This is a genomic window from Azospirillum brasilense (genome assembly GCF_001315015.1).
GTDB lineage: Bacteria > Pseudomonadota > Alphaproteobacteria > Azospirillales > Azospirillaceae > Azospirillum > Azospirillum brasilense.
Genome location: NZ_CP012917.1, coordinates 182,071 through 202,826, shown reverse-complemented (window position 1 = coordinate 202,826; position 20,756 = coordinate 182,071). Strand labels below are relative to the sequence as shown.

At 69.5% G+C, this 20,756-nt stretch carries 21 protein-coding genes; 10 read left to right on the top strand and 11 right to left on the bottom strand.

What is annotated here, in order from left to right:
* Nucleotides 1-15 precede the first annotated feature (15 nt).
* The 11 genes from AMK58_RS25815 to AMK58_RS25765 form a co-directional block, all read right to left on the bottom strand.
* Nucleotides 16-1,320 (bottom strand): NAD(P)/FAD-dependent oxidoreductase, encoded by a 1,305-nt coding sequence (locus tag AMK58_RS25815; RefSeq protein ID WP_035683032.1) that lies wholly within the window; start codon nucleotides 1,318-1,320, stop codon nucleotides 16-18.
* On the bottom strand, nucleotides 1,317-2,516 hold the full coding sequence (locus AMK58_RS25810; RefSeq protein WP_035683043.1) for a M20 aminoacylase family protein: 1,200 nt from the start codon (nucleotides 2,514-2,516) through the stop codon (nucleotides 1,317-1,319). The genes AMK58_RS25815 and AMK58_RS25810 overlap by 4 nt, the downstream gene beginning before the upstream one ends.
* Nucleotides 2,513-3,055 carry an L-2-amino-thiazoline-4-carboxylic acid hydrolase gene (locus AMK58_RS25805; protein ID WP_059399629.1) on the bottom strand — a complete coding sequence of 181 codons (543 nt, stop codon included), beginning with the start codon at nucleotides 3,053-3,055 and terminating at the stop codon, nucleotides 2,513-2,515. Before AMK58_RS25805 ends, AMK58_RS25810 begins: the two co-directional genes overlap by 4 nt.
* A 19-nt stretch (nucleotides 3,056-3,074) precedes the next feature.
* Nucleotides 3,075-3,809 carry an ABC transporter ATP-binding protein gene (locus tag AMK58_RS25800; RefSeq protein ID WP_051140981.1) on the bottom strand — a complete coding sequence of 245 codons (735 nt, stop codon included), beginning with the start codon at nucleotides 3,807-3,809 and terminating at the stop codon, nucleotides 3,075-3,077.
* Complete coding sequence (locus AMK58_RS25795) at nucleotides 3,799-4,566, bottom strand: ABC transporter ATP-binding protein (RefSeq protein WP_040137879.1); 768 nt, start codon at nucleotides 4,564-4,566, stop codon at nucleotides 3,799-3,801. The genes AMK58_RS25800 and AMK58_RS25795 overlap by 11 nt, the downstream gene beginning before the upstream one ends.
* 8 nt (nucleotides 4,567-4,574) lie before the next feature.
* On the bottom strand, nucleotides 4,575-5,642 hold the full coding sequence (locus AMK58_RS25790; protein WP_059399628.1) for a branched-chain amino acid ABC transporter permease: 1,068 nt from the start codon (nucleotides 5,640-5,642) through the stop codon (nucleotides 4,575-4,577).
* A complete protein-coding gene (locus AMK58_RS25785) occupies nucleotides 5,623-6,540 on the bottom strand; it encodes a branched-chain amino acid ABC transporter permease (protein ID WP_059399728.1) in 918 nt (305 codons plus the stop codon). Before AMK58_RS25785 ends, AMK58_RS25790 begins: the two co-directional genes overlap by 20 nt.
* 117 nt (nucleotides 6,541-6,657) lie before the next feature.
* The gene (locus tag AMK58_RS25780; RefSeq protein ID WP_035683052.1) at nucleotides 6,658-7,803 is read right to left on the bottom strand and encodes an ABC transporter substrate-binding protein; all 1,146 of its coding nucleotides are present in this window, start codon (nucleotides 7,801-7,803) and stop codon (nucleotides 6,658-6,660) included.
* A 32-nt stretch (nucleotides 7,804-7,835) separates the two neighbouring features.
* A complete protein-coding gene (locus AMK58_RS25775; protein ID WP_035683055.1) occupies nucleotides 7,836-8,333 on the bottom strand; it encodes an L-2-amino-thiazoline-4-carboxylic acid hydrolase in 498 nt (165 codons plus the stop codon).
* Nucleotides 8,334-8,408: 75 nt separating this feature from the next.
* Complete coding sequence (locus AMK58_RS25770) at nucleotides 8,409-9,560, bottom strand: PLP-dependent cysteine synthase family protein (RefSeq protein WP_035683056.1); 1,152 nt, start codon at nucleotides 9,558-9,560, stop codon at nucleotides 8,409-8,411.
* Between the two features lie 7 nt (nucleotides 9,561-9,567).
* On the bottom strand, nucleotides 9,568-9,945 hold the full coding sequence (locus tag AMK58_RS25765; protein WP_035683118.1) for a Rid family detoxifying hydrolase: 378 nt from the start codon (nucleotides 9,943-9,945) through the stop codon (nucleotides 9,568-9,570).
* A 202-nt stretch (nucleotides 9,946-10,147) separates the two neighbouring features.
* Between AMK58_RS25765 and AMK58_RS25760 the strand changes: the two genes are divergently transcribed.
* The 10 genes from AMK58_RS25760 to AMK58_RS25715 all read left to right on the top strand — a co-directional run bounded on the left by AMK58_RS25760 (nucleotide 10,148) and on the right by AMK58_RS25715 (nucleotide 20,690).
* Nucleotides 10,148-10,621, top strand: a complete 474-nt coding sequence (locus tag AMK58_RS25760) for an Lrp/AsnC family transcriptional regulator (RefSeq protein ID WP_035683120.1) — start codon at nucleotides 10,148-10,150, stop codon at nucleotides 10,619-10,621.
* Nucleotides 10,622-11,080: 459 nt separating this feature from the next.
* Nucleotides 11,081-11,887 (top strand): IclR family transcriptional regulator, encoded by an 807-nt coding sequence (locus tag AMK58_RS25755; protein ID WP_035683058.1) that lies wholly within the window; start codon nucleotides 11,081-11,083, stop codon nucleotides 11,885-11,887.
* Nucleotides 11,888-12,097: 210 nt separating this feature from the next.
* On the top strand, nucleotides 12,098-12,970 hold the full coding sequence (locus tag AMK58_RS25750) for an IclR family transcriptional regulator (protein ID WP_051140982.1): 873 nt from the start codon (nucleotides 12,098-12,100) through the stop codon (nucleotides 12,968-12,970).
* A gap of 14 nt (nucleotides 12,971-12,984) precedes the next feature.
* Entirely contained in the window at nucleotides 12,985-13,983 is a 999-nt protein-coding gene (locus AMK58_RS25745; protein WP_059399627.1) for a bifunctional enoyl-CoA hydratase/phosphate acetyltransferase, read from the top strand.
* 50 nt (nucleotides 13,984-14,033) lie between these two features.
* On the top strand, nucleotides 14,034-15,023 hold the full coding sequence (locus AMK58_RS25740; RefSeq protein WP_051140984.1) for a Bug family tripartite tricarboxylate transporter substrate binding protein: 990 nt from the start codon (nucleotides 14,034-14,036) through the stop codon (nucleotides 15,021-15,023).
* A gap of 52 nt (nucleotides 15,024-15,075) precedes the next feature.
* Complete coding sequence (locus AMK58_RS25735; RefSeq protein ID WP_035683060.1) at nucleotides 15,076-15,612, top strand: tripartite tricarboxylate transporter TctB family protein; 537 nt, start codon at nucleotides 15,076-15,078, stop codon at nucleotides 15,610-15,612.
* A 24-nt stretch (nucleotides 15,613-15,636) separates the two neighbouring features.
* Nucleotides 15,637-17,175: a tripartite tricarboxylate transporter permease gene (locus tag AMK58_RS25730; RefSeq protein ID WP_035683062.1), complete on the top strand. Its 1,539-nt coding sequence runs from the start codon at nucleotides 15,637-15,639 to the stop codon at nucleotides 17,173-17,175.
* 46 nt (nucleotides 17,176-17,221) lie between these two features.
* A complete protein-coding gene (sauS, locus tag AMK58_RS25725) occupies nucleotides 17,222-18,649 on the top strand; it encodes an acylating sulfoacetaldehyde dehydrogenase (RefSeq protein ID WP_035683065.1) in 1,428 nt (475 codons plus the stop codon).
* 11 nt (nucleotides 18,650-18,660) lie between these two features.
* Nucleotides 18,661-19,785, top strand: coding sequence for a succinate--CoA ligase subunit beta (locus AMK58_RS25720; protein WP_035683067.1), 1,125 nt, complete (start codon nucleotides 18,661-18,663; stop codon nucleotides 19,783-19,785).
* Entirely contained in the window at nucleotides 19,782-20,690 is a 909-nt protein-coding gene (locus AMK58_RS25715) for a succinate--CoA ligase subunit alpha (RefSeq protein ID WP_035683069.1), read from the top strand. The genes AMK58_RS25720 and AMK58_RS25715 overlap by 4 nt, the downstream gene beginning before the upstream one ends.
* The last annotated feature ends 66 nt before the right edge of the window (nucleotides 20,691-20,756 follow it).

The following is a 20,756-nucleotide window of genomic DNA, read 5'->3' as shown; positions in this document are numbered from 1 at the left end:
GCGCCGCCGTCGCCGTCAGTCCCTGCGATCCAGCCGGCGCAGATGCAGCATGTAGAGCCGGGAGAAGCGCGTCACCAGATCGTGGAAGGGCAGCGGCTTCACCGGGGTGAAGGGCAAGGCCAGCTCCGGCGCGCCCGTCCCCGTAGCGTGGCGCGCCAGTTCGCGGCCAACCGCGGTGCCCAGCGCCATGCCGCGCCCGTTGTAGCCGACCGCCCCGGTCACGCCGGGCGCCAGCTCGTGGAAGTGGGGCCGGAAATCGGCGGTCATCGCCAGATGCCCGCTCCAGCTCCGCGCGATGGCCGGGTTGCCGATCTGGGGGAAGACGCGGCGGATGCGTTCCCGCGTGCGCTCCCGCGCCCGCCGCTCGGCGTCGGCCGACCGCACCAGCGTGCAGCCGGAGACCAGCCGGTTGTCGGCGGTCCAGCGGAAGAAATGCAGGTCGCCGCGGGTGTCGCTGCACGCCATGTCGGAGGGCAGCACGCTGGCGCGCAAGGCGGCGGGCAGCGGCTCCGTCACCATCTGGAAGTTCAGCACCGGCACGACGGAGCGGCGCAGCCCCGGCCACAGATCGTCGGTGTAGGCGTTGGTCGCCACCACGACGCGGTCGGCGGTCACGCCGCCGCGCGGCGTGGTCAACGTCCAGCCGGTGCCGGCGCGCGCGATGGACACCACCGGCGTGTCGCTGTGGATCGCCACGCCCAGCCCGAGGGCGGCCCGCGCCATCTCGCGGGCCAGCGACAGCGGGTTCACATGGCCACCGGTCGGGGCGACCATGGCGCCGTGCCAGAAGCGCGTTCCCAACGCCCGTTCCGTCTGCGCCGCGTCGAGCAGCGCGACCTCCGCCCCCAGCGCCCGCCATTGCGCGACCCGTTGCTCGGCCGCCGCCATGCGGCCGGGCCGGTGGGCCGGCTGGATCCAGCCCTTCTGCACGCCGTCGCAGCGCATCTGGTAGCGCTCGATCAGGTCGAAGACCAGCGCCGCCGACCCGCCGACCATGCGGGCCAGCGCCGATCCCTTGGCCTCGCCGTAGGCCGCCGTCAGGTTGGCGGGGTCGAGGCGCGACAGCGTCGGGATGATTTGGCCGTTGTTGCGGCCCGACCCACCGAAGCCCGGCTCGCGCGCCTCCAGCACCGCCACGCACACACCCTGCTCGGCCAGATGGATCGCCGTGGACAGGCCGGTGATGCCCGCCCCGACCACCGCCACATCCACCCGGACCGATCCGTCCAGCGGGCCGGTCTCCGGGCCGGCGACGGCGCTCGCCGCCCAGTGGGAGTCCGGCGGCGGCGCGTCCAGCAACGGTTTGAGAAGCGCGCTCATCGCGTCCCCTCCTCCACCAGCAGCGTCTTGGCCAGCGCCACCCAATAGCTGGCGCCGATGGCCAGGTTGGCGTCGTTGAAGTCGTAGCCCGGGTTGTGCAGCAGGCAGCCACCGTCGGTCGGCCCGTTGCCCAGCCAGACGTAGCAGCCCGGCCGCTCCTTCAGCATGAAGGCGAAATCCTCGGCGCCCATGGAGGGCATCGGGTCGTGATCGATGTTCTCCTCGCCGACCAGCATGGCGGCGACGCGGGCGCACAGCGCGGTCTCGGCGGCGCTGTTGACCGTTGCCGGGTAGCGCCGCTCGTAGCGCACGCCGGCGGTGCAGCCGAAGGCGGCGGCGGTGTGCTCGGCCAGCGCGCGCAGCCGTGCCTCGACCACGTCCTGCACCCCCTCCTTGAAGGCGCGGACGGTGCCGCGCAGCGTGACCTCCGCCGGGATGACGTTCCAGGTGTCGCCGCCGGTGATCCAGGTGGTGGAGACCACGGCGCTGTCCAGCGGGTGCAGGCTGCGCCCCGGAATGGTCTGGAGGGTGGTCAGCAGATGGCCGGCGGCGGTCATCGGGTCGTGGCCGAGATGCGGCATGGCGGCGTGGCTGCCCTTGCCGTGGATGGTCACCTCGAAGATGTCGTAGCTGCCCATCATCGGCCCCGGCCGCAGCGCGATCTGCCCGAGCGGCAGGCCCGGCCAGTTGTGCATGCCGTAGACGCCCTCCACCGGAAACCGCTCGAACAGCCCCTCCGCGACCATCTCGCGGGCGCCGCCCTCGTTCTCCTCGGCCGGTTGGAAGATGACGTGCAGCGTCCCGGCGAAGTCGGGATCGTCGGCCAGGACCTTGGTGGCTCCCAGCAGCATGGTGGTGTGGCCGTCGTGGCCGCAGGCGTGCATCCGCCCCGGATTGACCGAGCGGTGGGCGAAGTCGTTGGTCTCGTGGATGTGCAGCGCGTCCATGTCGGCGCGCAGCGCGATGGCCCGACCGCCGGGGCGGCGGCCCTTCAGCGTGCCGACCACGCCGGTGCGCCCCAGCCCCGTCGCCACCTCCAGCCCGAAGGCGCGCAGCTTGTCCGCGACGAAGGCCGCGGTCTCGTGCTCCTCGAAGGCGGTTTCGGGATGGGCGTGCAGATGGTGCCGCCACTGCCGCATCTCCGGGGCCAGGGCCTCGGCGGCGGGATGCAGGCGGACGTTCGCGGGGATGGTCATTCCGGGGACTCCTGGGGTCCGCCCGCCGGCAGGCTGTAGCGGAAGTCGCAGTGGCTGGCGCCCTGCATGATGGTCTGGGTGCGGGTGAAGCGGACGTCGGGGCGGTAGCCGCACATGAACTCGCCGTCCCGGTTGCAGGACAGGATGTCGCCGATCTCCTCCACGCCCATGGCGCGGTAGCTTTCGGCGTAGCGGCAGCGGGTGACGTTGAAGCCCAGCCGGTCGGGCGCGCTCTCGATCACCTCCAGCCGCAGGGCGTCCCCGGCGGTCCACAGGGCCAGCCGCTCGTGGAAGGTGGCGAGGTCGGCGGTGCCGCGGGTGGCGCGGTCCTCCGCCGCCATGGCGGCGCCGGCCTCGCGGGCCATCACCTCGATGGCGCGGGCGAGCACGGCCCGCGCCCGCTCCCGCCCGATCTCGGGCAGGAGCTGGTCGTAGAGCGCCTTGGCGAAGGCCGCCTCGATGCGCCGCCGCTCCAGGATGGGCAGGGGGGCAGACGCGGGAGTTGGGGCGGGAGCGGCGTTTTCGGTGTCGGTGGTCATCGCTGCGATCCTTTTTCCGTCAGCCACCGAGATAGGCCGCCCGCACGCGCGGGTCGGCGGCCAGATCGGCGGCGCTGCCCGAGAGTGTCACCCTTCCCGCCTCCATGACATAGGCGTGATCGGCGACGCGCAGCGCGGCGCGGGCGTTCTGCTCCACCAGAAGGATCGAGGTGCCCTCGCCGCGGATCTGGACCAGCAGGTCGAAGATCTGCTTCACCACCATCGGCGCGAGGCCGAGCGACGGCTCGTCGAGCAGCAGCAGGCGCGGCTTCGACATCAGGGCACGGGCGATGCACAGCATCTGCTGCTCGCCGCCCGACAGCGACCCCGCCTTCTGGGTCAGCCGCTCGCGCAGGCGGGGGAACAGCTCCAGCATCCGCTCCATGCGGGCGGCGCGGTCGTGGCGCAGCGTCCGCCCGCCCAGCAGCAGGTTCTCCCGCACCGTCATGGTGCCGAAAATCTGCCGCCCCTCCGGCGCCTGGGCGAGGCCGCGGCGCACCACCTCGTGGCTGGGGCTGTCGGTCATGTCCTGGCCGTCGAAGACGGTGGCGCCGCCGCTGGTGCGGTAAATGCCCGAAAGCGCGCGCATCAGCGTGGTCTTGCCGACGCCGTTGGCGCCCAGCACGGCGACGATGGCCCCCTCCGCCACGTCGAGCGAGACGCCGCGCAGGATCTCCTGCGGCCCCATGCGCACCGTCAGGTCGCGGACTTCAAGAATGCGGCGAGTGGTGGCTTGGGCTCCGTCAAGCGGCATCGTCTTCCACTCCCAGATAGGCTTCGAGGACGGCGGGGTCGCGCTGCACCGCCTCCGGCGTGCCGTCGGCGATCTTACGGCCCGAGGCAAGCACGATGACGCGGCTGCAGCTTCCCATCACCAGCCCCATGTCGTGCTCCACCAGCAGAACGGTGACGCCGCCGGCGTGCAGGCGGCGGATGAAGTCGGCCAGCTCCGCCGTCTCGGTGTCGTTCAGGCCCGCCGCCGGCTCGTCGAGGATCAGCAGGCGGGGCGACGTCGCCAGGGCGCGGGCGATCTCCAGATACTTGCGCTTGCCGTAGGACAGGTTGGCGGCGATGTCCCCGGCTTGGGCGGTCAGGCCGACGCGCTCCAGCGCCTCCCAGCTCCGCTCGCTGACCGCGCGGCTGTGGGCGCCGCCGTTGACCAGCGCCCGCCAGGGCGACTGGCCGAAGGCGCCGACCGCCCCGACCGACACGTTGTCGAACACCGTCATGTTGGGAAAGACGCGCAGGTTCTGGAAGGTGCGGCCCATGCCCATGCGGGCGATCTGCCAGGGCTTGCGGCCCGTGACGTCCTGCCCGTCGAAGGTCACCGTGCCGTCCGACGGCGGGGTGAAGCCGGTGATCAGGTTGAACAGGGTGGTCTTGCCGGCGCCGTTGGGGCCGATCAGCCCGACCAGCTCGCCCTTGGCGATGGTGGCGCTGACGTCGCTGACCGCCAGCAGGCCGCCGAAGCGCCGGGTCAGCCCCTGGATGGAGAGAAGCGTGTTGCTCATGATCCGCCTCACTTCCAGCCGACGGGCGTGCCGCCGGCGATGGTGGCCCAGCCGCGGGAGAAGGAGCGGCGGACGAAGCCCAGCGCGGTGCCTTCGGCCAGCATGCCCTTGGGCAGCAGCAGGATGGACAGGAACATGGTCGCCCCGACGGCGATCATGCGGTAATCGCCGATGTCGCGCAGCGCTTCCGGCAGGACGATCATGAACAGGGCGCCGACGACCGCGCCGGGAAGGCTGCCCAGCCCGCCGACCACCACCATCGCCAGGATCAGGATCGATTCCATGAAGCGGAAGTTGTCCGGCGCGATGTAGGCGGAGGTGTGGGCCAGCAGCGCCCCGGCGATGCCGGCGAAGAAGGTGGCGACGACGAAGGACTCGATCTTCAGCCGCTCCACGTTGATGCCCATGCTGTCGGCGCACTGGTCGTCCTCGCGCAGAGCCCGCAGCGCGTTGCCGTAGTAGGAGTGGGTCAGCCGGTGCAGCACCCAGACGCAGGCGACGGCGATGACCGCGACCGCCAGATAGCGGCTGAGCAGCGTGTCGGCCTGCCAGCCGAACAGCGAGATCGGCGGGATGCCGCGGATGCCCATCGGGCCGCGGGTCACGTCCACCCAGTTCAGCAGGACCACGTAGATCATCTCGCCTATGCCGAGCGTGGCGACGGCGAAGTAGATGCTGACCAGCCGCATGGTCGGCAGCGCCACCAGGAAGCCGAACAGCGCGGCGATCAGCCCCGCCGCCGGCAGCGTGACGACGAAGGGCAGGCCGAGCCTGGTCGACAGCAGAGCCGCGGCGTAGGCGCCGATGCCGTAGAAGGCGGCGTGGCCGATCGACAGCAGCCCGGCGGTGCCGGTCACATGGTTCAGGCTGGCCGACAGGATGACGAAGATCATCGTCGTGATGGCGATCTGGGCGAGATAGCTGGACCCGGTGCCGACGATCGCAGCGGGTACGGCGCCGAAGGCGACCGCCAGCAGAAGAAGGGTCCAGGCGAACCGCCGGCCTCGCCCGGAAAACGCGGCGGGCGGCGCGAGGGTGGCCGGCATCAGCCGGGCGTCAGGCACGTTCACGTCCATGTCCGAACAATCCTTGCGGGAAGAAGACCAGCGTGATGACCAGAAGGCTGTAGGTGATCAGGTCCTTCCAGCCGCTCGACAGGAACTCGGTCGCGATGCTCTCCGACACGCCGAGCAGCAGGGCGCAGGCGACCGCCCCCGGAATGCTCGACAGGCCGCCCATGACCATGGCGACGAAGGCCTTGACGCCCGGCGCGAAGCCCATGTGCGGCGAGATCGCGCCGTCGTAGAGCCCGACCAGGATTCCGGCCGTGGCGCCCAGCATCGAACCGACCGCGAAGGTGGTGACGATGGTGCGGTCGGTGTTGATGCCGACGTAGCGGGCGCCGAGCTGGTTGTTGGACACCGCACGGATGCCGAGGCCGGTCTGGGTGCGGTAGAGCAGGAACTGCAGCGCGCCCAGCATGACGGCGGAGGTGGCGAAGATGACCAGGCTGCCGCTGGCGACCATGACCGGCCCGATGGCGACCGGCTGCTGCAGCAGGTAGCCGGACGGGATGCCCTGCATGTCGCCGCCGAAGATGTGCATCATGATCTCGCGCGTCACGATCGACACGGCGAGCGAGGAGAGCAGCGTCGCCTCGCGCATGGCGCGGGACTTCTGGCTGGCCTCGTCGGTGAAGCGGCGGAAGGGGCGGAAGGCGATGCGCTCCAGCCCGACGCCGGACACCGCGCCCACCGCCAGAACCAGCGGCACCACCGCCAGCAGCGGCGGGGCCATCGCGGTGATGACCATCAGCCCGACGAAGGCGCCGATGGTGTAGACCTCGCCATGGGCGAAGTTGACGACGTTCAAAACACCGAAGATCAGCGTGAAGCCGATCGCCATCAGGGCGTAGACGCACCCGATGGACAGGCCGTTGATGACCTGCTGAAGGAAGAAGACATCGAAGACCATGGCGTGCTCCAGGCTTCGGGGAGCGCGCCCGCCGGTCCCGGCGGAGCGCGCACCACGGCGTGTGTCCCGAAAAGCGGATCGTGTGGAAAGCCCTGGGGCGTCCCTAGACGGTACCGGTCAGGGGCCGGTCACGACCTGGAAGCGGCCGTCCTTCACCATCATCTTGGCCAGCGCCTTCGCCGGCTCGCGGGTGACGGGGTCGAAGCTGGTGGCGCCGGTCACGCCGGGATAGCCGGTGGTGGCGGCCAGCGCGTCGCGCAGGCTCTCGCGCGTCACCGACGGACCGGCCTTGGCGACGGCGTCCAGCATGATGCCGACCGCGTCGTAGGCCTGGGCGGCGAACATGCCGGGCTCCGCCTTGAAGCGCGCCGCATATTCCTTCACGAAGGTCTGCACCGCCGGGTCGGGGTTGTCGGGCGTGAAGGTGGTGGCGAGGTGCAGCCCCTCCACCGATTCACGCCCCAGTTCGATCAGCTTGGGCGAGTAGAGGGAGCTGGTGCCGTAGAGCGGGATCTTGATGCCGAGCTGCTCGCGCTGCTGGGCGAAGGCGGCCCCCTCCTCGTAGAACATCGCGAGGTAGATCACGTCGGGCTTCTGCCGGGCGACCTTGGTCAGGATGGAGCGGAAATCGCGGTTGCCGGGGTTGAACGCCTCGGTGGCGGTGATCTTGCCGCCCTTGGCCTTGAAACCGCTGACGAAGCCGTCGAGCGCCGAGATGCCCCAGTCGTTCTGGATGTAGATCACCGCCGCCGTCGTCTTGCCCGCCGCGATGATCCAGTCGGCGTTGTAGGGGCCTTCGAAGGCCTGGGTGGTGATGTTGCGGAACTGCCAGGGGCTGAGCTTGGTGAAATCCGGGTGCGAGGCGGTCTGGGAGAGCTGGGGCATCTTCTCCGCCGCGTAGATCTCGCCCGCCGCCATCGACACGGTGGAGGAGAAGTCGCCGATCACCCCGACGATCTTGGTATTGTCGAGGAACTTGTGCGCGATGTTGCGCGCCTCCTTGGGATCGTCCTTGCTGTCCTCGAAAGTGATGGCGACCTTGGCGCCGGCCAGCTTGCCCGAGGCGTTGAACTCCTCCAGCTTGATCTGGGCGGCGTTGCGGAACATCTCGCCGTACTGGCTGCGGTCGCCGCTTAGCGGCGCCTGATAGCCGATGACGATCTCGCGGTCGGCGGCCTGGGCAGTGGTGGCGCCGGCGGTGGCGGCCAGCATGGCGCCCACAACGGCTCCCAGTGCGGCGCCGAAAACAGCATGCTTTTTCATGGTTCGGTTCCCCTGTCGGCGAGGCTGGACGGTCAGTTCGTGGCGGCGGGCGCGGCGGCGCCCGGCGTGATCGTCAGGTGGCAGCAGGTGCTGCGGCCCGGCTTCCAGGTGTCGACCTCGATCTCGAAGCCGGCGGTCTCGAAGGTCCCCTTGTCGACCGCGCCGGCGAGTTCGCAGAGCGTCTCCACCGTCTCAGCCGGCAGGTTGGCCTCCAGCCAGGCTTCCTTCAGCGGACAGGTGTGGAAGCGGATCTCCAGCACCTCGTCGGTGCAGCGCACGACCTCGGGACCGAACTGGGCCTCGGCGTCGGGGATGAATTTCAGGAAGGAGTCCCGCAGGCCGGCGAGATCGGCCGGGGCGTGCGGCGCGAAATTGTGGGCGATGGCCGCACCCCGGCGATAGATGGTGCGCGCCATGATCTCCCGGGCCTTCTCCTCGCCGATCTCCTTGCGCATCTCGTCGAAGGCCGCCTCATAGACCATCGCGCGGCTCTTCATCGCGTTGCGCAGAAGTGTGCGAAACTCGTCCATCGGTGAATGCTCCTGTTTTTTTGCCAAGTGTCTTGCGGTGGCGATTTTTGTTTTTTGAAAGCGCTTGTTCTTGCGTCAGAGGGACGGGCCGCCCTGAAGGAAGGCCTCGATCCGCGCCTCGTCGGCGGCGGTATCGAAACCGGCCCGCGCCATCCAGGCGTCGTCGTGATAGGTGTTGCGGTAGCGCTCGCCGGAATCGCAGATCAGCGTCACCAGCGACCCGGCCCGTCCGGCGTCGCGCATCCGTCCGGCGATCCAGCACAGCCCGAAGAAGTTGGTCCCGGTGGACCCGCCGACCATCCGGCCCAGCCGCCGCGACAGCACCCGCATCGCCGCCAGCGACGCCACGTCGGGCACCTTGATCATCTGGTCGACGACCTCGGGGATGAAGGACGGCTCGACGCGGGGGCGCCCGATGCCCTCGATGCGCGACCCGCGCTCGCAGGTGAGTGCTGCGTCGCGGTTGACGAAGCTCTCGTAGAAGACCGAATGCTCGGCGTCGGGCACGCACAGCCGGGTCGGCAGATGGCGGTAGCGGATGTGGCGCCCGATGGTGGCGGCGGTGCCGCCGGTGCCGGCGCTCATCACGATCCAGTCGGGCACCGGGTGGCGCTCGCTGCGCATCTGGCCGAAGATCGACTGGGCGATGTTGTCGGTGCGCCAGTCGGTGGCGCGCTCGGCGTAGGTGAACTGGTCGAGATAGACGCCGCCCAGCCGCACCGCCAGCGCCGCCGCCTCGGCGTAGATCGCCTTGGAGGAGTCGACGAAGTGGCAGCGCCCGCCGTGGAGTTCGATGGCGGCGACCTTCTCGTCCGAGGTGCCGCGCGGCATCACCGCGTGGAAGGGCAGGCCGAGCAGACGGGCGAAATAGGCTTCCGACACCGCGGTGGATCCCGACGACGCCTCAATCACCGGCGTGCCCTCGCCGATCCGCCCGTTGCAGATGGCGAACAGCAGCAGCGACCGCGCGACGCGGTGCTTCAGGCTGCCGGTGGGGTGGGTCGATTCGTCCTTCAGATAGACGTCGATCCCGGACAGCTCCGGAACGTCCAGCTTCAGCAGCGGCGTGTCGGGCGACCGCGCCGCCTCGGTCTCCAGCAGCTCGATCGCGCGCCGGGTCCAGTCGCGGCAGGCAACCTCGGGCAGCGGGGTGTAATCGAGGCGGATCGGCTGACGGATCGAACCGGCGCCGGGAGAAAACGGCACGGTCTGCGCGGAAGCGGTCATGTCACCCTCAAAGCGCGATGACGGCGTCGATCTCGACCGACGCGCCGAGCGGCAGCGCCGACACCTCGACGGTCGAGCGGGCGGGGAACGGCGCCTGGAAGAAGCCGGCATAGACCTCGTTCACCGCCTTGAACTGGGTGAGGTCGGTCACGTAGACGGTCATCTTCACCGCCTTCGCCAGGCTGGTGCCGGCGGCCTCGGCGATCGCCGCGATGTTGGTCAGGCTGCGCGCCGCCTGGGTAGGCGCGTCCGGGCCGGCGAAGGTCCCGGTGGCCGGGTCGATCGGCAGCTGGCCGGAGACGAACAGCAGCCCCCCGGCGACGCGGGCCTGGGCGTAGGGGCCGATGGCGGCCGGGGCTTTGTCCGTGGCGATGGTGTCGGTCATCATCCTGATCTTTCCTGTTCTGGCCCTGTGGTGGCGGCCGCCTGCTCAAAGGCTGGACTGCTCAAAGGCCGGGCGGTCTGCCCGCGATGGCGGCATGCGGGTGCATGCAAAATCCTCAAAACGAAAAAGCTTTTCTCCTGGCGGGCCAAATGAGCAAAATCATCCGTCCCAACCGCGAAGGCCCCGAGCAACCCCGATGACCATCGACGCCACCGACCGGAAGATCCTGGCCGCCCTCCAGGCCGACGCGACCCTGTCGCTCGCCGACCTCGGCAAGCAGGTTGGCCTGTCCGCCACCCCCTGCTGGCGCCGCGTGCAACGCCTTGAACAGGAAGGTTATGTCCGCCGCCGTGTGGCGTTGCTGGACCGGGCCAAGCTGAACGTCGACGTGACCGTCTTCGTGGCCGTCCGAACCAGCAAACACTCGGCGGAATGGCTGGAGGAGTTCCGCCGCGTGGTGGCCGACATACCGGAGGTTGTCGATCTCTACCGCTTGAGCGGCGAAATCGATTATCTGCTGCGGGTGGTCATTCCGGACATCAAGGCCTACGACGCTTTCTATCGAAAGCTCATCGAGCGCATCGAGCTTCAGGATGTCTCGTCGATGTTCGCCATGGAGGAAATGAAGTCGACAACGGAAGTCCCTCTTTCTTACGTAAAAACCCAGAGCAGCTAGGTTTTTACTTGTTGGTTTTCTTTTTAGACTCACGCTTCGGCAATTTTCGCGAAGCCCCTGTAGTGATTCTCAATATCGCATGGTTCACATGAGAATTTTTTACTTTTTTGGCTGAGAAGGCGCTTCGCTGTAGAAAAAATTTTCATGCTAAGAGCATGTCATAGAAATTCATTTTTCGTGGCTGCCGGTGTGCGAAAGGATCGGGCGTTTGGCCTCTATAACCCTCTCCCCCCCTGGGGAGAGGGTGGCCCGGAGGGCCGGTGAGGGGGATGTGCTTGGTGGTGGGCCCGGCAAAAGCACAACCCCCTCACCCTAACCCTCTCCCCAGGGGGGAGAGGGGACTTCAAATGCTGTCACCCTACGCCCAGCCCCCGTTGCCTATTGCCTGCGCAAAGCGGCCGGTCTATATGCGTCACGTCTCACTCAATGAGACGCAGAAACCGCCAGGGCAGGCGAACCTTGAAAACGCGCAGCACGCAGTCTCCCGACACCACCACCACCGACGACGCGGCCAAGCCGAAGGCCGCCGCGACCGACCGGACCTTCGCCATCCTGGAGCTGGTCGCGTCGGCCTCCGGCCCGCTGGCCGTGAAGACCATCGGGACGACGCTCGGCCTGCCCAAGCCGACCGCCCACCGCCTCGTCAACGGCCTGATCGATAAGGGGCTTCTGGCGCGGGATCTGGAAACGCGCGACGTCATCATCGGCGTCGAGGCGGCGCGGCTGGCGGTCGGTATCCTGCGCGCCTCGCTGTCCCGCGCGCCGGTGCGTTCCGTGCTGCGCGCGGTCAGCGCCGAGCTGGGGGAAACCTGCAATGTTGGCGTCCTCGACGGCGGCGACGTCGTCTATCTCGACCGCGTCGAGGTCGAGCACTGGCCCCTGCGGCTCCAGTTCGGCGTGGGCTCGCGCGTGCCGATGCACTGCACGGCCATGGGCAAGCTGTTCCTCGCCACCCTGCCGGACGCCATGCGCAGCCGCCTTCTCGCCTCCGGCCCCTTCTCCGCGCAGACCGCCCACACCCTCACCGATCCGGCGGCGCTGACCGCCGAGCTGGAGCGCATCGCCGCGCGCGGCTACTCGCTCGACGACGAGGAGTATGTGGTGGGCGTGTTCTGCGTGGCGGTGCCGATCCTGTCCTCCACGGGCCGGACGGTGGCGGCCATCGCCGTGCAGGCCCCCAAGGTCCGGCTGTCGCACGACCGCGTCGAGCAGGTCCTGCCCGTCCTGCGCCGCGGCGCCGAGGCCCTGTCCGCGCAGTTCGGATAGCCTCCCCACCCCCATCGTTCTTCAAAATCGGACGTTTCATCGCCCGAGCCGCAGGATGCCGGCTGGGCATGCCCCCGTATGCATGGATAATTGGGTACACGAACTTTTTGGGCTTGCGCGACCCAGGGTCCTGTGAGTTAATGATACAAATCGTATCGCTGAATGAGACCAAGAGGCCGAGCGATACGCTTCCAGTCACGGGGAGGAACGATGACGCGGAAGATCGCCTTGGGCTCCGCTCCGTTGCGGGAGCCCCGCGAACCGACAACCGAAGACGCCGCCGACACCAACTCCGGTGATCGCCGGCCCCTCGCCGACCGCGTGCTGGCCTTGCTGGACGCGGTGGCCGGAGCGGGACAGCCGATGGCCGTCAAGGACATCGCCGAGAAGCTGGCCCTGCCGAAGCCGACCGCACACCGGCTGATCGCCATGCTGGAGGAGCGCGGCTTCCTCGCCCGCCCGATCGACGGCCGGCTGGTGACCGTCGGCCCGAAGCTGCGCACCCTGGCGCTCAACACGCTGCGCAGCTCCCTGGCCCAGGCGCCGTCGCACGCCCGGCTGCGGGCGCTCAGCCTGGAGTTGGGGGAGACCTGCAACATCGGCGTGCTGGAAGGCGGCGACGTCGTCTATCTCGACCGCGTCGAGGTGGAAAACTGGCCGCTGCGGTTGGAGTTCGGCGTCGGCTCGCGGGTGCCGCTGCACTGCACGGCGATGGGCAAGCTGTTCCTCGCCTTCCTGCCGGAACTGCCGCGGCGGCGCCTGCTGGATTGCCTGCCGCTGCCCCGGATGGCGGCGGCGACGCTGTGCGACCCCGCGCTGTTCCGCGCCGAGTTGGACAGCATCGCCGCCTGCGGCCATTCCCTGGACGACGAGGAATACATGCCGGGCGTCTTCTGCGCGGCGGTGCCGATCCGCGACGGCGCGGGACGGATGGTCGCCGCCCTGGCGGTGCAGGCGCCGAAGGTCCGGCTGTCGCGGGAATCGGTGGCCGATCGCCTGCCGGTCCTGCACCGCGCCGCAAGCGACATGGCCCGCGCGCTGGGCATCGACGCCGCCCCGGCCGAGCCGGCCCTCACACCCTAAGGAAGACGGACGCCATGGCAAGGACGCTTGAGACGACCGCCGCCGGATGCCCGGCCCGGCTGATGGCGCGCAGCGCCGCCCTGGAGCCGGTTCCCACCGCGGTGGTCGCCGCGGGATCGCCGGTCGCATTGGAAAGCGCGCGGCGCGCCACCGCCCTCGGCCTCATCGAGCCGGTGCTGGTCGGCGATCCGGCGGCCATCGCCGACAGCGCCCGCCGGATCGGCTGGACGCTCCACGGCGCCTGCGTGGTTTCGGCCAGGGACGACGCGGCGGCGGCGCGGATCGCGGTGGCGCTCGCCCGCTCGGGCGACGTCGGCGCGCTCATGAAGGGGCACATCCACACCGACACGCTGATGCTCGCAGCCCTCGACCCGAAAAACGGGCTGCGCACCGGGCGCCGCTTCACCCACGCCTTCCACATGACGCTGCCGGGGTCGGGCCGCGAGCTGGTCATCACCGACGCGGCGATCAACGTGGCGCCGTCGCTGAACACCCAATTGGACATCATCCGCAACGCCGTGGAACTGTGGCGGCTGGTCGGCGGCAACGCCCCGCGCGTGGCCCTGCTCTCCTGCACCGAGGAGGTGACCGAACGGGTGCCCTCCAGCATGGACGCCGACCGGCTGACCCGCCTGTGCCAGCAGGAGGTGCCGGGCGCGACGGTGTTCGGGCCGCTGGCGCTCGACCTCGCGGTGTCGGCCGAGGCGGCGCGGATCAAAAACCTGACCCACCCCTGCGCCGGAGCCGCCGACATCCTGGTGGTGCCGAACATCGAGACCGGCAACGCCCTGTTCAAGGCGCTGGTGCATTTCCTGGACGCGGTCGCCGCGGGCATCGTGCTGGGTGCTGCGGTGCCGATCGTCCTCACCTCGCGCGCCGACCCGCCGGCGGCCCGCATCGCCGCCGCCGCCATCGCCCAGATCGTCGCCGGGCGCCGCCGCTCCGTCACGCCGGGCGCGCCCTACCCCAGCACAGCAACCAAGGGAGGCGCCGCACCCGGCCTGCACGCCTGACGGTCAAAAAACAAACCCCGCCAAAAAATAAACCCTGGGAGGGAATGCAAATGCTCCGCAACGCCTTGACGCTCACCGCGGCGGTGGCCGCGCTGCTGACACCCGTCCTTTCATCCGACCCGGCGCGCGCCGACGACTACCCGTCACGCCCCATCGAGGTCATCGCGACCTTTGGGGCCGGCGGCGGCGCCGACCTGATGGCGCGCCAGTTCGCCCGCCTCGCCGAACCGCATCTCCACGTCGCCATGCCCGTCGTGAACGTGTCCGGGGCGTCGGGCAACGCCGGCCTGACGCGGGTCCTGACCAACCCGGCCGACGGCTACACGGTCGGCACGCTGATCGCGCTGTCCGTCTCCTCCTGGGCGTCGGGCCTGGGCACGGCGAAGCCGGACAACTTCGTCTATGTGGCGATGATGCAGAACTCGCCGTCGATGCTCTACGTCTCGAAGAACAGCCCCTTCAAGACCTACGAGGACTTCGCCGCCCACGCCAAGGCCAACCCCGGCAAGCTGCGCGTCGCCACCTCCGGCTACGGCACGCAGGACGACATCACGCTGAAGTATCTGGGAAGCCAGGGCGTGCCGGTGACCAACGTCCCCTTCGCCCGCCCGTCGGAGCGCTACGCCTCGCCCATCGGCGGCCACACCGACGCGATCTACGAGGAGCCGGGCGACGTCGCCCAGTTCCTGAAATCCGGCGACCTGCGCCCGATCGTCGTGTTCGACAAGCAGCGCCACCCCTCCTTCCCCGACGTTCCCGCCTCGGCGGAGCTGGGTCTGGACATCGGCGACCTGCCCAACTTCCGCACGCTGGCGGTGCCCGCCAGCACGCCTCCCGAGCGCGTGCAGAAGCTGCACGAGGCGGCCGCCAAGGTGCTGGCGAGCCCGGAATGGAAGACCTTCTGCGCCGACACCTTCACCTGCGTCGACACGCTGGTGACGCCGGACCAGGCCAAGGAGGAGGTCAAGGCCTTCTACGAGACGGTGAAGGGCTATCTGGACCGCTTCGCGACCAAGACCGTCGGCCAGACACCGGGCTGAGTCCGACTCCAAATCCGCCCCACCCGTTTCATCGCTCTTCAGGGAGGGAACCGTGACTCCCCTGTCCCATGGTCTTCGCCGGCTGGCGACGCCCGCGGCCCTGCTCTTCGGGTCGCTTCTTCTCTCGCAACACATCGTGCGCGACAGCACCATGATCGCCGGCCTGCCCGACCCGGTGGGACCGACGGGATGGCCCCGGCTGATGCTGGGCGCGGTCGGGCTGTGCGCCGTGATTTGGATCGCCAGGGAACTCCTGGCGCTGCGGCGCGCGGTCCACCAACCGAAACCGGTCGACGAGGAATACGAAGGCTACGCCTATGGCCGGGCGATGATCGGGCTGGGGCTGGTCATCCTGTACGGCATCGCCCTGCCGCAGCTCGGCTTTCCCATCGCCACGCTGGCCTTTGTCGCCCTGTGGTGCGTCATCGGCGGCATCCGGCGACCGCTCACGCTGGCGCTGGTCACCGGGATCGGCTGCGTCGTGCTGCTCTACGTCTTCGTCCTGCTCGCCCAGATGCCGCTGAACCGCGGCCACGGCGTCTTCGACGACTTCACCGTCGCGCTCTACCGCCTGCTCGGCATCTACTGAGCCGGCCACCGGAAGGATCGTCCCATGGATATCCTCGCCAATCTGGCCGGTGGCTTCGCCGGCGCCCTCGACCCGTACAACTTCGTCCTCCTCGTCTCGGGCCTGATGATCGGGGTGGTGGCCGGCGCGCTGCCGGGCATCTCCTTCGTCAACGCCATGGCCATCGCCCTGCCCTTCACCTACCTGCTGCCGCCGGTCACGGCGATGTCCTTCCTCGGCGGCATCTATGTGGGTGGCGTGTTCGGCGGCTCGATCTCCTCGATCCTCATCAACATCCCCGGCACGCCGGCCTCGCTGCCGAGCTGCTGGGACGGCTACCCGATGACACGCAAGGGCCTGTCGTCGCGCGCCCTGAGCATCGCCATCACCGCCTCGGCCTTCGGCGGGCTGGCCAGCGCGTTGCTGCTGACCTTCGGCGCCCCGCCCTTCGCCAGCTTCGCGCTGAAGTTCGACCAGCCGGAGTTCTTCGCGGCCACCATCCTCGGCCTCGTCAGCGTCATCGCCATCGCCAAGGACGCGCCGCTGATGAGCGCGGTCTCGATGTTCCTCGGCCTGCTGATCGGGACGGTCGGCGTCGATCCGATGTACGGCATGCCCCGCCTGACGCTGGGCGTCCCCGACCTGGAGAGCGGCATCAACTTCACCGTCGTGATGATCGGCCTGTTCGCCATCGGCGAGGTCGTGGACCTGATCTGCAAGCGGGCCGGCGGCGCACGCTCCATCGCCACGAAGCCCGGCAAGCAGATCGGCCTGTCCGACCTGTGGCGGATCAAGTCCTCCATCCTGCGCGGCACCGGCCTCGGCTGCACCATCGGCGTCATCCCCGGCGCCGGGGCCACGGTGGGGTCGGTCATCGCCTACAGCGTGGAGAAGCAGGCGTCGGGCAAGGGCGACCGCTTCGGCACCGGCGTGGAAGAAGGGCTGGCAGCCCCGGAGGCGGCCAAGAACGCCACCACCGGCACCGCGATGATCCCGCTGCTGACCCTGGGCATCCCCGGCAGCGCCGCCACGGCGATCATGCTGGCCGCCATGCTGATCCACGGGCTGAACCCCGGCCCGCTCCTCTTCACCTCGAACGCCACGCTGGTCTACACGATCTTCGCCAGCATGCTGATCGCCAACCTGCTGATGATCGTCGCGGCGATGGGCGTGGCGCGGGTCTTCTCGACGCTGATGCGGGTGCCGCCGGCCATCCTCGGCGCCTTCATCATCGTGCTGAGCGTCGTCGGCGCCTACGGCGTGCGCAACAACCTGTTCGACGTCTATGTCTGCCTCGCCTTCGGCATCGCCGGCTACGTCATGAAGCGCACTGGCTTCCCGCCCGCCCCGCTGGTGGTCGGCGTGATCCTGGGGCCGCTGTGCGAGCGCTACTTCCTCACCTCGCTCGCCAATTACGACGGCAACATGACGGTCTTCTTCACCCGTCCGATCAGCGGCACGATCCTGGCCCTCGCCGCCGCCTTCCTCGTCTGGTCGATGTGGCCGTCGGGCAAGCCGCTGCTCCGCCGGCCGCCCAAAAACCCGACCCACAAGGACCCGCCGCAGCGGGTGCTCAAAGCCTGACCGTCCGAACCAAAGAACGAACCTTCAGGGAGAGAGACAAGCAACCATGGACAACATCATGCTCGACCGAACGCCGGCCAGCGCCGACCAGGAGGCCGTCGCCGCCCTCGTCGCCCGCGCCCGCGCCGCCCAGCGCGCCTTCGCCGACGCGACGCAGGAGCGGGTGGACGACGCCGTCTCCGCCCTCGCCTGGGCCATCTACGAGCCGGGCCGCGCCCGCGCCCTGGCGGAGCTGGCGGTGGCCGACACCGGCCTCGGCAACGTCGCCGACAAGATCACCAAGAACCAGCGCAAGACCTTCGGCACGCTGCGCGACCTGATGCGGGTGCGCACCGTCGGCGTGATCGAGGAGGACACCGCCAAGGGCATCGTCAAGATCGCCAAGCCGCTGGGCGTCGTCGGCGCCGTCACCCCCTCCACCAACCCGGCGGCCACGCCGGTCAACAAGGCGATGATGGCCGTCAAGGGCCGCAACGCCATCATCATCGCCCCCTCCCCCATGGGCTCCGCCGCCACCGGCCGCACGGTCGAGCTGATGCGGGCCGAGCTGGCGCGCATCGGCGCGCCGGAGGATCTGGTGCAGATGATCCCCACCCCCATCACCAAGGGCCTGACCCAGGCGCTGATGGAGGCGGTGGACCTCGTCGTCGTCACCGGCTCGCAGGACAACGTGCGCCGCGCCTATTCCAGCGGCACCCCAGCCATCGGCGTCGGGGCCGGCAACGTCCCGGTCATCGTGGACGAGAGCGCCGATCTGGCCGAGGCGGCGCGCAAGATCTGCGCCTCCAAGACCTTCGACAACTCCACCTCCTGCTCCTCGGAAAACGCGCTCGTCGTCCTCGACTCCGTCTACGACGCGACCATCGCGGCGCTGGAGGAAGCCGGCGCCTACCTCTGCACCCCTGAGGAGCAGGAGCGCGTGCAGTCCCGCCTGTGGGAGAACGGCAAGCTGAACCGCAAGCTGATCGCCAAGGACGCCGCCATCCTGGCCGAGGCGTTCGAGCTGTCGCCCAAGGCACGCGAGGCCCGCTTCTTCCTGGTCGAGGAAACCGGCGTCGGCAAGGCGCATCCCTTCTCCGGCGAGAAGCTGTCGCTGGTGCTGGCGGTCTACCGGGTGCCGGACTTCGACGCGGCGGTCGATCAGGTGCGCAAGATCCTCGACCACCAGGGCCGCGGCCATTCCTGCGGCATCCACACCAAGGACGAGGCGCACGCCAAACGGCTGGCCGACGAGCTGGACGTGGTGCGCGTGCTGGTCAACTTCGCCCACACCTTCGGCAACGGCGGCGGCTTCGACAGCGGGCTGAACTTCACCCTCTCCATGGGCTGCGGGAGCTGGCAGAAGAACTCCATCTCCGAAAACCTGAGCTGGAAGCATTTCGTCAACATCACCCACCTCGTCCGCCCGATCCCGGAGGACAAGCCGAGCGAAGAGGCCCTGTTCGGCCCCTTCTGGTCCCGCCACGGACGCTGACGGAGGCAACGATGAACTTCGAGGAACATGCGGGTAAATCCGTACTCAATCGCGCCGGGGTGAGCGTTCCGCAGGGCCGCCTCTGCGCCAGCGCGCAGGAGGCCGAAGCCGCCGCCCGCGCCATCGGGCCGGTGGTGGTCAAGGCGCAGGTGCCGACCGGCAAGCGCGGCAAGTCGGGCGGCGTCAAGCTGGCCGCCACGCCGGAGGAGGCCTCAGCCGCCGCGCAGGCCATCCTGGGCATGGAGATCGGCGGCTTCCCGGTCGCCCGCGTGCTGGTCGAGGAGCAGGCGGCCATCGCCCGCGAATTCTACGCCGCGGTGCTGAACGACCCGGCCAGCCGCAGCCCGCTCGTGCTGTTCTCCACCGAGGGCGGCATGGACATCGAGGAGGTCGCGGCGACCCGCCCCGAATCCCTGCGCCGCATGGCGGTGGACATCCGCAAGGGCTTCGGCCCGGCGGACGCGCGCCGCCTGCTGCTGGGGCTGGACCTCGGCGAGGCCGCCGTGCCGGTGGCCGGAATGCTCGTCGATCTCTACCGCGTCTACCGCCTGCACGACGCCGAGCTGCTGGAGATCAACCCGCTGGCCCTGCTCGCCAACGGTCGCGTCGTGCCGCTGGACTGCAAGCTGACGGTGGACGATTCCGCCCTCTACCGGCAGGCCGACATCGCCGAACTGGGCGCCAGGGAACCGCTGTCGGCGCTGGAGGAGCGCGGGCGGGCGCTCGACCTCAAATACATCGAGCTTGAGGGCAACGTCGGCGTCCTGGCGAACGGCGCCGGGCTGACCATGACGACCATGGACGTGGTCAGCCACGCCGGCGGTCGCCCGTCCAACTTCCTGGAGATCGGCGGCGAGGCCTACACCAAGGGGACGGAGGCGCTGGACCTCGTGCTGTCCAACCCCGGCGTCAAAAGCCTCGTCGTCAATTTCTGCGGCGCCTTCGCCCGCACCGACGTGATGGCCGGCGGCGTGATCCAGGCCTGGAAGACGCTGAACCCCACCATCCCCGTCTTCTTCTCCATCCACGGCACCGGCGAGGACGAGGCCGTGCGCATGGTGCGGGAGGAGTTGGGGATCGAACCCTACGACCGGATGGAAGACGCCATCTCGGCAGCCGTGGAGGCCGCGCGATGATCGTACGCAAGAGCGACCGGGTCCTGGTGCAGGGCATCACCGGCAAGCAGGGCACCTTCTGGACCGAGCAGATGCAGGCCTACGGCACCACCGTGGTCGGCGGCGTGAACCCGAAGAAGGCCGGGCAGAACCATTGCGGCGTGCCCATCTTCGCCACCGCGAAGGAGGCCATGGCGAACGGCGGCTTCGACGTGTCGGTGATGTTCATCCCACCCGCCGCCGCCAAGGCCGCCGCCATCGACGCCATCGAGGCGGGCGCGAAGACCGTCGTCTGCCTGACCGAGCACATCCCGTCGCACGACGTGATGGAGATGCACGCCGCGGCGGCGGAGCACGGCACCCGCATCATCGGGCCGAACACCGCCGGCATCGTGACGCCGGGCGAGGGCTTCGTCGGCATCATGCCGGCCTTCAACCCGCGCATCTTCCAGCCGGGCCGGGTCGGCGTCATCTCGCGCAGCGGCAGCCTGGGCACGCTGGTCTGCCTGAACCTCGTGCGCGGCGGCCATGGCCAGTCGGCCTTCCTCGGCATCGGCGGCGACCCGATGATCGGCACGACGACCAAGGACGCGCTGGCCGCCCTGATCGACGATCCGGGCACCGACGCCATCGCGCTCGTCGGCGAGATCGGCGGCAGCATGGAGGAGGAAGCGGCGGAGCTGGTGGCGAAGACGGACAAGCCCGTCGTCTCCTTCATCGCCGGCCGCGCCTCACCGCCGGGCAAGAAGATGGGGCACGCCGGCGCCATCGTGACCGGCGACCGCGGCAGCTACGCCTCCAAGCGCGGCGCGCTGGAACGCGCCGGGGCCGTCGTCGTCGATGTGCCCGGCGACCTGCCGGCGGCCCTCGACGCGCTGATGGCCGAGGCCGCGAAACGGTCGGGCGCGCAGCGGCTCGCGGACTGAGCGAGCGGCAGCACTTTCGAAGAACGACACGGCAGCACCGCCCCCTCTCCCGGCCCCCCGCCGGGA